We start from the raw sequence: 12,190 nt of genomic DNA on the forward strand, positions 1-12,190 counted from the left end.
TTTTTTTTTGACACCGAGACTAGACGACCGGTCTATTCTTTTCGAAACGACGGAGCGATCGATGAACGCGACACTCGAACAGATGCAGCAACACCGCAGCATCCGCAGCTACCAGGACAAGCCGGTACCGGCCGAGGTGCTGGACGCCATCATCCAGGCGGCCTGGCACGGCCCCACCTCGATCAACGGCCAGCAGGTGTCGCTGGTGGTGGTGCAGGACGCGGCGCGCCGCCAGAAAATTGCCGAGCTGGCCGGCGGCCAGCCGTGGATCGCGCAGGCACCGGTGTTCATCACCGTGGTGGCCGACTTCTACAAGACCCGCCTCGGCGTGGAGAGGGCCGGCAAGCATCAGGTGATCCACGACAGCGTGGAGGGTTTTGCCGTGGCGGCGGTGGATGCCGGCATCACGCTGGGCAACCTGATGACCGCGGCGCGCTCGGCCGGCCTCGGCGTGGTGCCGATCGGCGGTATCCGCCGCAACCCGGCGGCGATGATCGACCTGCTGCAGCGGCCGGAACTCACTTTCCCGCTGGCCGGCGTGGCCATCGGCTACGCCGCCGACGCCGGCGACATCAAGCCGCGCCTGCCGCTGGCGAGCTTCGCGCATCGCGAGCGCTACAACGCCGCCGACCTGCCCGGCCACATCGCCGCCTACGACGCGCAGCTGGCCGCGCACTGGCAGCGCATCGGCCGTGACGACGGCGAGCCGTGGAGCAGCAATACCGCGCGCTACTACCAGCAGGTGTATTTCCCGCAGGTGGCCCCGGTGGCCCGCCAGCAGGGCTTCGGATTCGATCAGTAACCCCAACTCAGCCAGAGGACTCCCCATGCAAGCCGACAAACTGCTCACTCCGCTGCGCCTTGGCGCCGTGACCCTGAACAACCGCGTGCTGATGGCGCCGCTGACCCGCCTGCGCAACACCGAGCCGGATGACCTGCCCACGCCGCTCGCCATCGAGTACTACCGCCAGCGCGCCGGCGCCGGCCTGATCATCAACGAGGGCACCCACATCTCGCCCACCGCCAAGGGCTACGCCGGGGCGCCGGGCATCTACAGCGAGCAGCAGGTGCGCGCCTGGCAGGAGATCAACGACGCCGTGCACGCCGCCGGCGGCAAGATCGCCATCCAGCTGTGGCACACCGGCCGCATCTCGCACACCAGCCTGCAGCCGAACGGCGAGGCGCCGGTGGCGCCGTCGGCGATCAGGGCCGACAGCAACACCAACATCCGTGACGAAAACGGCCAGCTGGTGCGCGCCCCCACCTCGACCCCGCGCGCGCTGGAAACCGCCGAAATCGCCGACCTGCTGGACGACTACCGCCGCGCCACCGACAACGCGCGCCGCGCCGGTTTCGACCTGGTGGAAATCCACGCCGCGCACGGCTACCTGCTGGACCAGTTCCTGTCGCCGGCGGCCAACCAGCGTACCGACCAGTACGGCGGCAGCGTGGAAAACCGCGCGCGCCTGGTGCTGGAAGTGCTGGACGCGGTGATTGCCGAATGGGACGCCGCCCACGTCGGCATCCGTCTGTCGCCGCTGGGCGTGTTCAACGGCCTGTCGGAAATCGACCAGCAGGAGATGGCGCTGTACCTGATCGGCGAGATCGCCAAGCGCCACATCGCCTACCTGCACCTGTCCGAGCCGGACTGGGCCGGCGGTCCGAAATGGCCGGACGAGTTCCGCCGCGCCGTGCGGGCGGCCTACCCGCACCCCATCGTCGCTGCCGGCGGCTACACTGTGGACAAGGCCGAGGAGCTGATCGGCGCCGGGCTGATCGACGCCGTGGCCTTCGGCCGCCCCTTCATCGCCAACCCGGACCTGCCGGTGCGCTTCGCGCAGGGCGCCGAACTCAACCCGCCGCGCCCGGAAAGCTTCTACGGCGGCGGCGCCGAGGGCTATACCGACTATCTGGCGCTGGCAGTGTCACATTGAGAAAGGTCGATCATGAGCAAGGTTCTGTTCGTTCTCACCAGTCACGACCAGTTGGGCGACACCGGCCATAAAACCGGCTTCTGGATCGAAGAGTTCGCCGCGCCGTACTACGCGCTGGTCGACCACGGCGTGTCGGTGACGCTGGCGTCGCCCAAAGGCGGCCAGCCGCCGATCGACCCGAAGAGCGCGCTGCCCGAGTCGCAGACGCCGGCCACCGCACGCTTCAACGCCGACACCGCGCTGCAAGCCAAACTGGCCGCAACGCTGCGTTTGGACGCGGTGTGCGCCGACGACTTCGACGCGGTGTTCTACCCCGGCGGCCATGGCCCGCTCTGGGACCTGGCTAACGACGGCACCTCGCAGGCCCTGATCACCGCCTTCCTGGCGCAGGGCAAGCCGGTCGCCGCGGTGTGCCATGCCCCGGCGGTCCTGCTCGGGGCGCTCACACCGGAGGGGAAGCCGGTGGTGGCCGGCCGCCGCGTCAGCGGCTTCTCCAATAGCGAAGAACAGGCGGTCGGGTTGGCCGACGTGGTGCCCTTCCTGCTCGAAGACGCGCTGCAAGCCAAGGGCGGCGCGTATCAGCGCGGGCCGGACTGGCACTCTTTCGCGGTGGAAGACGGCTTGCTGATCACCGGGCAAAACCCGGCCTCGTCGGAAGCCGTGGCCGAAGCGCTGCGGCACCGCCTGCCGCACTGAGCGCGCCGGCAGGTTGGCCGAAGCCCTGTCAGAACGGGCTTCGGCCAACCTTTGTCATGGCGGCATCTCACACCGCCTTGCGCCCCAGCGCCACGCACAGCACCACTCCCGCCGTCACCAGCAGCATGCCGGTATTGAGCTGCTCACCCAACACCAGCATGCCGCACAACATCATGCCGAAGGGCTGCAACAGCTGCACCTGGCTGACCCGCGCCACGCCGCCCAGCGCCAGGCCGCGATACCAGACGAAGAAGCCGATGAACATGCTGACCAGGCTGACGTAGGCGAAACCGGCCCAGGTCTGCCAATGGGTGATCGCCGCCGGACGTGTCAGCCACACCGGCAGCAGCAGGAACGGCGCCGCCAGCAGCAAGGCCCAGCAGATGGTCTGCCAGCTGCCCAGTTCGCGCGCCAGGCGGCCGCCCTCGGCGTAGCCGACGCCGCACAGCAGGATGGCGATCAGCATCAGGCCGTCCGCCGCCTGCCAGCCGCCCGCACTCTGCCACCAGGCGTAGCCCACCACCAGCGCGCTGCCCGCCAGCGCGAACAGCCAGAACAAGGGGCGCGGCCGCTCGCCGCCGCGCAAGGTGGCGAAGCCCGCGGTAGCCAGCGGCAGCAGGCCACCGAACACGGCGGCATGCGACGCCGCCACCCGCGCCACCGCGAGCGAGGAAAACAGCGGGAAGCCGATCACCACGCCGCCGGCCACCAGCGCCAAGCGGCGCCACTGCAACCCGGTCGGCGGCGCGGCACGGGTCAGCCACAGCAGTAGCCCGCTCAGCACGGTGGGCAGCAAGGCGCGGCCCAAGCCGATGAAGATCGGGTCGAGCTCGAACGAGGCCAGCCGTGACGCCACCAGCGTACCGCTGAAACAGGCCACGCCGAGCAGCCCCCACAACAGGCCGGCCAGCGGCTGCGATGCCGTCGTGCTCATGATGCACTCCCCAGGTTGAAGAGCCTTGAGCGTAACGCCAAACTGTCTGCCATAATCCAGACAGTTACACCAATCACTTCCCCACTGTACAGGTCACACCACCATGACAGTTTGCGCCGACAACTGGCCGATCGCCGCCACGCAGCCCGTGCCGCTGACCACGCAGATCGTCGACTTCTGCAGCGACAACATCCGCCGCCAGCTGTGGCCGGCCGGTGCGCGCCTGCCGTCGATCCGCGCCCTGGCCGAGCGCTACCCGGTGAGCCGCTTCACCGTGGCCGAGGCCTACGAGCGGCTGGTGGCGCGCGGCCTGATCCAGGCCCGCCACGGCGCCGGCTACTTCGTCGCCGGCCAGCGCAGCACACCGCACGGGCACGAGGCGCACCCGGCCGACAGCGCGCTGGCGCAAGAGGTGGAGCTGATGCGGCTCAACCTGTCCGGGCAACGGCGCTGGCAGCCGGGCGTCGGCTGCCTGCCCGCGGCCTGGCTGGCGGACGGCCCGCTCGCCGCCGAGTGGCGCGCCCTCTCCCAGGCCGCGCCGCGCCTGGTCGGCTACGGCAGCCCGCAGGGCTACCTGCCGCTGCGCGAGGCGCTGGTGCAAAAACTGGAAGCCCAGGGGCTGACGCTGTCGCCGGCGCAGCTCGTCACCACCAGCAGCGCCACCCATGCGCTCGACCTGATCCTGCGCCTCGTCACCACACCGGGCGACACCGTGCTGGTGGACGACCCCGGCTTCTACAACTTCCACGCCGCGCTCCGGCTGGCGCGCGTCAACGTGGTCGGCATTCCGCGCACCCCGCACGGCCCGGACACCGACAGGTTGGCCGAAGCCCTGCGCCAGCACCGGCCGCGGCTGTTCCTCACCGTCAGCGCGCTGCACAACCCGACCGGCAGCACCCTGACGCTGCCGGTGGCACACCAGGTGCTCAAGCTGCTGGAACAGTGGAACTGCCTGGCTGTGGAGGACGACATCTACGCCGACTTCGAAGCGCGCCCCGGCGTGCGGCTGGCGGCGCTCGACGGGTTGTCGCGGGTGATCTACCTCGCCAGTTTCACCAAGACGCTGTCGGCCAACCTGCGCTGCGGCTACATCGCCGCCGACCCCGGACGCATCGCCGGACTCACCGACATCAAGCTGATCAGCGGCATGACCACCCCGGAAGCCGTGGAAACGCTGGTCTACCGACTACTCACCGGCGGACGCTACCGGCGTCACGTCGACGGCCTGCGCAAGCGGCTGGAGCCGCTGCGCGCCGACGCCATCGCCCGCCTCAAGGCCCTGGGGTTCACGCTGTGGCACGAACCGGCGGAAGGCTTCCTGCTGTGGGCCGAGGCACCACCCGGGGTCGATCTCGACGCCTTGGTCGAACGCGCCCGCGCCGCCTCGCTGCTGCTGGCGCCGGGGCGCTACTTCAGCCCGGCGGGCGCGCCCAGCCGCCACCTGCGCTTCAACGTGGCGCAATGCGGCGAAGCCGGCCTGTGGCAGGTCATGGGCGACACGCTGCACGGCTGAGAACCCGTTCCCGATCTTGCTGCGCATCCCTGATCGGGGCTCACGTGCATTGCGTGCGAATCTTGCGCTGGGAACATCAAAGATGTGCACGCAGGGATTCGCTCAGCGAACCGTAACCCTCAGGTCTTCCCGTACATGCCGGCTTCTGCGCTGCGCTCCACCCCGCTGAGGGCCGCTTGCGACAGATCGGGAACGGGTTCTGAGCGGCCCCATGGCGGCAGACGCCGCAGGCATAGGCCATAACGAAATCAAGGGACCGGCGATACCCCCGTCATCTGGCCGAAACGGCGCGTTTCTGCTACATTAGCGGGTTCGGCCGGCCCCTTGCGGGGACGCCGCCGGTGCCGGGTGAGACCGATCCCGCGTGCCGCGTGACCTCGACTGTCTTTCGATGGAAACCGCAATGAATTCAAGCGACAAAGCCCTCGTCGTCCTGTCCGGCGGCCAGGACTCCACCACCTGCCTGTACTGGGCCCTGCAGCGCTTCGGCGCCGACAACGTGGAAGCCGTCACCTTCGACTACGGCCAGCGCCACCGCGTCGAGCTCGACAGCGCACGCACCATCGCCGCGCTGGCCGGCGTGCCGCACACCGTGCTGCCGATCGACACCTTCGCCGCCATCGGCGGCAACGCGCTGACCGACGCCAGCATCACCCCCGAGAGCGGCGCCCGCGCCGACGACGACACCGCGCTGCCCAACACCTTCGTGCCGGGCCGCAACCTGATCTTCCTGAATTTCGCCGCCGCCTTCGGCTACACCCGCGGCGCGCGCCACCTGGTGACCGGCGTGGCGCAGACCGACTACTCCGGCTACCCGGACTGCCGCGAGAACACGCTCAAGGCGCTGGAGCTGGCGCTGCGCCTGGGCCTCGATGCCCGCGTGGAACTGCACACCCCGCTGATGTACCTGTCCAAGGCCGACACGGTGCGGCTAGCGCAACAGGTCGGGGCGATGGAGGCAATGGCCTTCAGCCATACCTGCTACAACGGCGAGCAGCCGCCCTGCGGCCACTGCGCCGCCTGCGAGCTGCGCGCCAAGGGCTTTGCCGAGGCCGGCGTCGCCGACCCGCTAGTCGAACGTTTCCGCCAGGGCTGATCATGCACGCATCCTACCTTCTCGCCGGCGCGCGCTTCGAAGCCGCGCGCCAGTTGTCCGCCGACTGGTTCGAGCCGCAATTCGCCAGCCTGCACGGCCACAGCTTCCGCGTGCAGCTGCGCGTGGAGAACATCCACACCAACCAGGCCGGCCTGGCCGAGACGCTGCAGCGCGCGGTGCAGCCGCTCAACTACGCCTCGCTCAACCAGCGCATGGCTGCGGTGGACGACCTGGCCATCGCCGAACACCTGTCCGAACAACTGAGCTTTCCGCACAGCCTGACGCTCACGAGCGCACCGGAACGCGGCGTGATCCTGGACAACGGCACCCGCCTGGTCTGGCTCAACGCCGGCTTCGAGGCGGCGCACCAGCTGCCGCACGTGCCCGCCGGCCACAAGTGCGGCCGCCTGCACGGCCACGGCTTCGGCGTGCGGCTGGTGGCGGACGCGGCTTCGGCCAACCACGTCGACCTGGCTGCGGCTTGGGGTCGGCTGTTCCTGCGCCTCAACCACCGCTATCTCAACGACATCCCCGGCCTCGCCAACCCCACCAGCGAGGTGCTGGCACAGTGGATCTACCGCGAGCTGTCGGCCGATCTCGCCGGCCTGGCCTGGGTCGAGGTGCGCGAGACGCACACCGCCGGCAGCCAGTTCGACGGCCGCACCTTCCGCATCTGGAAGGAACAGCACTTCGAGAGCGCGGTGCCGTTCGACGCCGACGGCAACTACACCGGCCACAGCTACCTGATCCGGCTGATGCTGCAAGGCGAGCTGGACGGCGCGATGGGCTGGCTGCTCGACTTCGGCGACGTCAAGGACCGCTTCAAGCCGGTCTATCGCCAGCTCGACCACAACCCGCTCGACCGCCTCGCCGGCATCCGCAACGGCCACCCCGCCTCGGTGGCGGAATGGGTACACGCCGAGCTGTCGCCGCTGGTGCCGGAACTGGCGCGCGTCGACCTGATGGAGCGCGACGAGCGCGGGGTCTCGGTGTTGTTCAAGGACAACATGCGCTGGCCGCTGCTGTAGCAAGGGGGGAAACCATGTACACGGTGAAGGAAATCTTCTACACCCTGCAGGGCGAAGGCCGCCAGGCCGGCCGCGCCGCGGTGTTCTGCCGCTTTGCCGGCTGCAACCTGTGGAGCGGCAAGGAACGCCACCGCGCCAAGGCCATCTGCCAGTTCTGCGATACCGACTTCGTCGGCACCGGCCCGGACGGCGGCAAGTTCAAGACCGCCGAGCAACTGGCCGAGCGCATCGCCGGCGCATGGCCGGCCGGCGCCGGCGGCACGCCGTTCGTGGTCTGCACCGGCGGCGAGCCGCTGCTGCAGCTCGATGCGCCGCTGATCGACGCGCTGCACGCGCGCGGCTTCGAAATCGCGGTGGAAACCAACGGCACCGTGGCCGCCCCGCCCGGCATCGACTGGCTGTGCGTCAGCCCCAAGGCCGGCGCGCCGCTGCTGCAGACCTCCGGCCACGAACTGAAGCTGGTCTATCCGCAGCCGACGCTGATGCCGGAGAGCGTGGCCGGGCTCGCCTTTCAGAACTTCTACCTGCAGCCGATGGACGGCCCCGACGTCGCCGCCAACACCCGCGCCGCCATCGCCTATTGCATGGCTCAGCCGCAATGGCGGCTGTCGGTGCAGACCCACAAGGTGCTGAACATTCGTTGAGGACGGGATTGCACATTCCCAAAAAGCCGGATGTTCCGGCTTTTTCCTTGTCTGCTCGCCCCGCGTGATCTTTTTTTCGTGTATCCCTGTAATGAATGCCCGCCTGAGCTGACCAATCAACAGCCCCGTCGCAACCGCCCGGCAGTATCCTGTAAGAAACGCCACGGCGGCACGACCAACGCTCAAGTCCGGCCACCGGCCGGATCGCCTACCCCACCCATCACTTAGGAGAAACACCATGACTGCATCCCGTGCCCTGATCGCCTCCGCCCTCGGCGCCGTCGTCGCCATGGGCGCCATCGCCCCCGCCGTGGCCGCCGAGAAGGAAAAATGCTTCGGCGTCGCCAAGGCCGGCAAGAACGACTGCGCCTCGGTGGTGGGCACCCACTCCTGCGCCGGCCAGGCCAAGGTCGACAACGACCCGAACGACTGGAAATTCGTCGCCAAGGGCAGCTGCGACAAGATGGGCGGCAGCCTGCAGCCCGGCAAGAAGTAAGCCTCCCGGCCTTCGGCCCGGCGCCCATCACGACGCGGGGCCGAAGCCACCCCCTCCCGAAAGCCCGCCATGACCCAGACCCGACTCCCGTGCCGCGCCGGCATCGGCCTGCGCGCCCCGCACTACCAGCAGGTGCTGCAGCAGCAACCGGAGCTGGGCTGGGTCGAGGTGCACAGCGAGAATTTCTTCGACGGAGGCCTACCGCTCGCCATGCTGCACCGCGTGGCCGAGCGCTACCCGCTGTCGCTGCACGGCGTCGGCCTCGGGCTGGGCTCGCCGCAACGCCCCGAAGCCAGACACCTGGCCTCGCTGAGGCGACTGGTCGACGCACTCGACCCGGCGGCGGTGTCTGAGCACCTGTGCCTCAACCACTCGGCCACGCGTTTCGTCAACGACCTGTTGCCGCTGCCCTACACCCGCGATGCGCTGGAAGCCGTCAGCGCCCACGTCGCCGAGACCCAGGACGCGCTGCGCCGCCCTATCCTGCTGGAAAACCTGTCGAGCTACGTCGAGTACCCCGGCAACGAAATGCACGAGGGCGAGTTCCTGGCCGAACTGGTCAAGCGCACCGGCTGCGGCATCCTGCTCGATCTCAACAACCTCTACGTCAACCAGGTCAACCTCGGCACCGATGTGGACGCGGTGATCGCCGCGCTGCCGCCCGACGCCATCGGCGAAATCCACCTCGCCGGCTACTCGGAGCGCGACGGCCTGCTGGTCGACACCCACAGCCAACCGGTCTACGCGGCGGTGTGGCAGCTCTACCGCGACACCGTGGCGCGGCTCGGCCCGCGCCCGACGCTGATCGAATGGGACATCGACATCCCATCGCTCGACGTGCTGTGCGGCGAGGCCGCCAAAGCCCAGGCCATCCTGCAGGAGCGACACCATGACCTCGTGGACTGACTGGTCGAGCGCGCTGCTCGAGGCCATCGCCGACCCCGAGCGGCACGCCCCTTCGGCCAACCTTGGCCTGTCTGCGGCCGGGCTCGCGGTGTACCGCAACAACTACCGCGTCGGGCTGATCGACACGCTGGCCTACGCCTACCCGGTGCTGGGCCAACTGGTCGGCGAGGAATTCTTCCGCGCGCTGGCGCGCGAGTACGTCAAGCATCACGCCTCGCACTCCGGCAACCTGCACCGCTACGGCGCCGCTCTGGGCGATTTCCTCGACAGCTTCGAGCACGTCCGGCATCTGCCCTACCTGGCCGACGTGGCGCGGCTGGAGTGGCGGGTGCACCACAGCTACTACGCCGCCGACAGCACCACGCCCGACCTCGCCGTGCTGGCCACGCTGGAGCCGGAGCGCTGGGGCGAACTGCGTTTCGAGCTGGCCGACGACGTTGCCGTCGTCGCCTCGTCCTGGCCCATCGCCACCCTCTGGCTGGCACACCAGCCCGACAGCGGCGTGCCCCTGCCCGAGCGCCTCGGCGACAGCGCCGAAACCGCGCTGGTGACGCGTTCGGCCGGTACGGTCAGCGTCGAGCGCCTGGATTCGGCCCCGGCAGCCTTCCTGCTGGCGCTGCAGCAGGGCGTCACGCTGGAAGCCGCCACCGACGCGGCACTGCGACTAGGCCCTTCGTTCGATCTGCAAGCCCTGCTCGGCCAGCTACTGCAACGTAATCTGCTGTCCTCCATCACGCTGCCTGCGGGAGAACTGCCATGAAAACCCTGATCCAGCGCGTCGAGCAACTGGCATCTCCGCTGCTCCACCTCGCCGACGGCCTGCGGCCGCTGGTGCTACTGTTCCTGCGGCTGTGGGTCGCCAACGTGTTCTTTTCCTCCGGCCTGACCAAGATCGCCGACTGGGACACCACCCTGCTGCTGTTCACCGAGGAATACCACGTACCGCTGCTGCCGCCGGCCGTGGCGGCGGTGATGGGCACCTTCGGCGAACTGGTGTTCTCGTCGCTGCTGGCCATCGGCCTTACCGGCCGCTTCGCCGCCGCCGGCCTGTTCGTGGTCAACCTGACCGCGGTCATCAGCTACCCCGGCCTGACCGAGACCACGCGCCAGTTCCATTACTATTGGGGCATGCTGCTGGCCGTCATCGCCTGCAGCGGCCCCGGCCTGCTGTCGCTCGACCGGCTGCTGTCGTGGTGGAGCCGGCAGCCACAGGACGACTGATCCCCCTTCGCCCAGAAAGCGACGCCGCTGTCGGCGGTGTTGCCCCGACAGCGTACGCATCGCCGCTTTCCCGGCGAGCTGCGACCACGCCCTGGCGTTCTCGGGCCAATGCTTTTTGGAATGCGCCGAACGCGTGGCATAATCGAAGATTCGCTTGCAACCGATCCTCGAACCATGTCGTCTTCGCCCTACACCCTCGTCCTTCAGGCCCCGCTCCTCTCCGCCAGCCCGCTCGCCGCCGTCGCGGAACTGAGCGGCACCACCGACATCGAACGCGTTTCCGACAGCGTGGCCCGCCTGCACGGCGTCGATCCCGCCCGCCGTGCTGACATCGTCGCCTACTGCGAACAGCACGGCCTGGACGCCGCCTTCGTCCCGAGCGGGCGCCGCTTCGCCGATTTCGGCCTGGTGGTGTCGGACATGGACTCCACGCTGATCACCATCGAGTGCATCGACGAGATCGCCGACATGGTGGGGGTCAAGCACCAGGTGGCGGAAGTCACCGAGCGCTCGATGCGCGGCGAACTCGACTTCACCGCCTCGCTCAAGGAACGCGTGGCGCTGCTGGCCGGGCTGGAAGAAAGCGCGCTGGAAACGGTGTATCGTGAAAGGGTCAGGCTGACCCCGGGCGCCGACACCCTGCTCGCCGCCTGCAAGGCCAACGGCGTGCGCTTCATGCTGGTCTCGGGCGGCTTCACCTTCTTCACCGAGCGCCTGAAAGCCGAGCTGGGGCTCGACTACGCCTTCGCCAACGTGCTGGAAGTGGTCGACGGCAAGCTCACCGGCCGCGTCAAGGGCGACATCGTCGATGCCAGCGCCAAGGCGCGACTGCTGATGGAAGTACGCCAAGAGCTGGGGCTGGCGCCGGATCAGGTCATCGCCATGGGCGACGGTGCCAACGACCTCAAAATGCTGGCCGAAGCCGGCCTCGGCGTGGCCTACAAGGCCAAGCCGGTGGTACGCGCCCAGGCCGACGTGGCGCTCAACCATGTCGGCCTGGAAGGAGTCGTCAACCTGTTCGCATGACCGTGCAAAGGGAGGAACACCGCATGAGCAGACTACCCACCCTGGCCACCGCCAGTTTCGATGCCGACCTCCCCTTGTCTTGCCAGCGCCTGGCCGACACCGCCTACCAGGGCCGGCTCGACCGCGAAACCCGGCTGGCGCTGCAATTGCTCGCCTCGCCGGGTGAAGTCCCCGACGACGCCGACCCGCTGTTGCTGCGGCTGGAAGCCAAGATCGACCTGACGCTGGAACTGGTGCTCGCCTCGCGCTACCCGGTACGCCCCGCCATCACCCCCTGCCGGCTCGGCCTCGACGCCATCGCCTGGCATTCCGAGCACGCCTACCCGGTCGGCGAACCGGTCTTGCTGACGCTCTACCCCAACAGCGACTCGGCCCTCATCCTGCGCCTAGCGGGCAGCATCGATGCCTGCGAGCCCTCGCCCGATCAGCCCGGCTACCTGCTGCAAGCCGACATCCGCCCCTCCTTTGACAAAACCAGCCATCTGCAATGGGAAAAGTGGGTGTTCCGCCGCCACCGCCGCGCCATCCAGGAACGCTGATCCCCTTCCTCCGGCATTCGTCACCTCGCCTTGATTCAACATCAAAAAACAATTTAAAAATAACCGTCTATCTTTAAAAAAGGTTTACTCGGCACGCGCAATTCCCAACCAGGACGGAACGACTTATGATGATTACATCATTGCGTCGGGATGATTC

Annotated in this window: 14 protein-coding genes; 13 read left to right on the forward strand and 1 reads right to left on the reverse strand. The window is 68.5% G+C overall.

What is annotated here, in order from left to right:
* Positions 1–61 precede the first annotated feature (61 nt).
* From FURADRAFT_RS05855 to FURADRAFT_RS05865, 3 genes are read left to right on the forward strand one after another with little or no spacing between them, the layout of a single operon-like run.
* Complete coding sequence (locus tag FURADRAFT_RS05855) at positions 62–802, forward strand: NADPH-dependent oxidoreductase (protein ID WP_008953207.1); 741 nt, start codon at positions 62–64, stop codon at positions 800–802.
* 25 nt (positions 803–827) lie between these two features.
* Positions 828–1,934, forward strand: a complete 1,107-nt coding sequence (gene nemA / locus FURADRAFT_RS05860) for an N-ethylmaleimide reductase (RefSeq protein WP_008953208.1) — start codon at positions 828–830, stop codon at positions 1,932–1,934.
* Positions 1,935–1,946: 12 nt separating this feature from the next.
* Positions 1,947–2,630, forward strand: coding sequence for a type 1 glutamine amidotransferase domain-containing protein (locus FURADRAFT_RS05865; protein WP_008953209.1), 684 nt, complete (start codon positions 1,947–1,949; stop codon positions 2,628–2,630).
* A gap of 67 nt (positions 2,631–2,697) precedes the next feature.
* Here FURADRAFT_RS05865 and FURADRAFT_RS05870 read toward each other — a convergent pair whose 3' ends face one another.
* A complete protein-coding gene (locus tag FURADRAFT_RS05870; RefSeq protein ID WP_008953210.1) occupies positions 2,698–3,564 on the reverse strand; it encodes a DMT family transporter in 867 nt (288 codons plus the stop codon).
* A 103-nt stretch (positions 3,565–3,667) separates the two neighbouring features.
* Between FURADRAFT_RS05870 and FURADRAFT_RS05875 the strand changes: the two genes are divergently transcribed.
* The 10 genes from FURADRAFT_RS05875 to FURADRAFT_RS05920 all read left to right on the forward strand — a co-directional run bounded on the left by FURADRAFT_RS05875 (position 3,668) and on the right by FURADRAFT_RS05920 (position 12,033).
* Complete coding sequence (locus tag FURADRAFT_RS05875; protein ID WP_008953211.1) at positions 3,668–5,077, forward strand: aminotransferase-like domain-containing protein; 1,410 nt, start codon at positions 3,668–3,670, stop codon at positions 5,075–5,077.
* Between the two features lie 403 nt (positions 5,078–5,480).
* Entirely contained in the window at positions 5,481–6,173 is a 693-nt protein-coding gene (gene queC / locus FURADRAFT_RS05880) for a 7-cyano-7-deazaguanine synthase QueC (protein ID WP_008953212.1), read from the forward strand.
* A gap of 2 nt (positions 6,174–6,175) precedes the next feature.
* Positions 6,176–7,201, forward strand: coding sequence for a 6-pyruvoyl trahydropterin synthase family protein (locus FURADRAFT_RS21420; protein WP_008953213.1), 1,026 nt, complete (start codon positions 6,176–6,178; stop codon positions 7,199–7,201).
* A gap of 14 nt (positions 7,202–7,215) precedes the next feature.
* Positions 7,216–7,845, forward strand: coding sequence for a 7-carboxy-7-deazaguanine synthase (gene queE / locus FURADRAFT_RS05890; RefSeq protein ID WP_008953214.1), 630 nt, complete (start codon positions 7,216–7,218; stop codon positions 7,843–7,845).
* Positions 7,846–8,083: 238 nt separating this feature from the next.
* Positions 8,084–8,341: a BufA1 family periplasmic bufferin-type metallophore gene (locus tag FURADRAFT_RS05895; protein WP_008953215.1), complete on the forward strand. Its 258-nt coding sequence runs from the start codon at positions 8,084–8,086 to the stop codon at positions 8,339–8,341.
* A gap of 69 nt (positions 8,342–8,410) precedes the next feature.
* Positions 8,411–9,247 carry an MNIO family bufferin maturase gene (bufB, locus tag FURADRAFT_RS05900; protein WP_008953216.1) on the forward strand — a complete coding sequence of 279 codons (837 nt, stop codon included), beginning with the start codon at positions 8,411–8,413 and terminating at the stop codon, positions 9,245–9,247.
* Positions 9,231–10,007: an HvfC/BufC N-terminal domain-containing protein gene (locus FURADRAFT_RS05905; RefSeq protein WP_008953217.1), complete on the forward strand. Its 777-nt coding sequence runs from the start codon at positions 9,231–9,233 to the stop codon at positions 10,005–10,007. Before bufB ends, FURADRAFT_RS05905 begins: the two co-directional genes overlap by 17 nt.
* The gene (locus tag FURADRAFT_RS05910) at positions 10,004–10,468 is read left to right on the forward strand and encodes a DoxX family protein (protein WP_008953218.1); all 465 of its coding nucleotides are present in this window, start codon (positions 10,004–10,006) and stop codon (positions 10,466–10,468) included. Before FURADRAFT_RS05905 ends, FURADRAFT_RS05910 begins: the two co-directional genes overlap by 4 nt.
* A gap of 174 nt (positions 10,469–10,642) precedes the next feature.
* The gene (gene serB, locus FURADRAFT_RS05915; protein WP_008953219.1) at positions 10,643–11,494 is read left to right on the forward strand and encodes a phosphoserine phosphatase SerB; all 852 of its coding nucleotides are present in this window, start codon (positions 10,643–10,645) and stop codon (positions 11,492–11,494) included.
* A 23-nt stretch (positions 11,495–11,517) separates the two neighbouring features.
* On the forward strand, positions 11,518–12,033 hold the full coding sequence (locus FURADRAFT_RS05920; RefSeq protein ID WP_008953220.1) for a hypothetical protein: 516 nt from the start codon (positions 11,518–11,520) through the stop codon (positions 12,031–12,033).
* Positions 12,034–12,190: the final 157 nt, after the last annotated feature.

Source organism: Pseudogulbenkiania ferrooxidans 2002 (genome assembly GCF_000174355.1).
Classification (GTDB): Bacteria; Pseudomonadota; Gammaproteobacteria; order Burkholderiales; family Chromobacteriaceae; genus Pseudogulbenkiania; species Pseudogulbenkiania ferrooxidans.

Excerpts from the sequence above, each read along its gene's own strand:
- FURADRAFT_RS05855 (WP_008953207.1), top strand. The coding sequence starts at position 62 with ATGAACGCGACACTCGAACAGATGCAGCAACACCGCAGCATCCGCAGC.
- nemA (WP_008953208.1), top strand. The coding sequence starts at position 828 with ATGCAAGCCGACAAACTGCTCACTCCGCTGCGCCTTGGCGCCGTGACC.
- FURADRAFT_RS05865 (WP_008953209.1), top strand. The coding sequence starts at position 1,947 with ATGAGCAAGGTTCTGTTCGTTCTCACCAGTCACGACCAGTTGGGCGAC.
- FURADRAFT_RS05870 (WP_008953210.1), bottom strand. The coding sequence starts at position 3,564 with ATGAGCACGACGGCATCGCAGCCGCTGGCCGGCCTGTTGTGGGGGCTG.
- FURADRAFT_RS05875 (WP_008953211.1), top strand. The coding sequence starts at position 3,668 with ATGACAGTTTGCGCCGACAACTGGCCGATCGCCGCCACGCAGCCCGTG.
- queC (WP_008953212.1), top strand. The coding sequence starts at position 5,481 with ATGAATTCAAGCGACAAAGCCCTCGTCGTCCTGTCCGGCGGCCAGGAC.
- FURADRAFT_RS21420 (WP_008953213.1), top strand. The coding sequence starts at position 6,176 with ATGCACGCATCCTACCTTCTCGCCGGCGCGCGCTTCGAAGCCGCGCGC.
- queE (WP_008953214.1), top strand. The coding sequence starts at position 7,216 with ATGTACACGGTGAAGGAAATCTTCTACACCCTGCAGGGCGAAGGCCGC.
- FURADRAFT_RS05895 (WP_008953215.1), top strand. The coding sequence starts at position 8,084 with ATGACTGCATCCCGTGCCCTGATCGCCTCCGCCCTCGGCGCCGTCGTC.
- bufB (WP_008953216.1), top strand. The coding sequence starts at position 8,411 with ATGACCCAGACCCGACTCCCGTGCCGCGCCGGCATCGGCCTGCGCGCC.
- FURADRAFT_RS05905 (WP_008953217.1), top strand. The coding sequence starts at position 9,231 with ATGACCTCGTGGACTGACTGGTCGAGCGCGCTGCTCGAGGCCATCGCC.
- FURADRAFT_RS05910 (WP_008953218.1), top strand. The coding sequence starts at position 10,004 with ATGAAAACCCTGATCCAGCGCGTCGAGCAACTGGCATCTCCGCTGCTC.
- serB (WP_008953219.1), top strand. The coding sequence starts at position 10,643 with ATGTCGTCTTCGCCCTACACCCTCGTCCTTCAGGCCCCGCTCCTCTCC.
- FURADRAFT_RS05920 (WP_008953220.1), top strand. The coding sequence starts at position 11,518 with ATGAGCAGACTACCCACCCTGGCCACCGCCAGTTTCGATGCCGACCTC.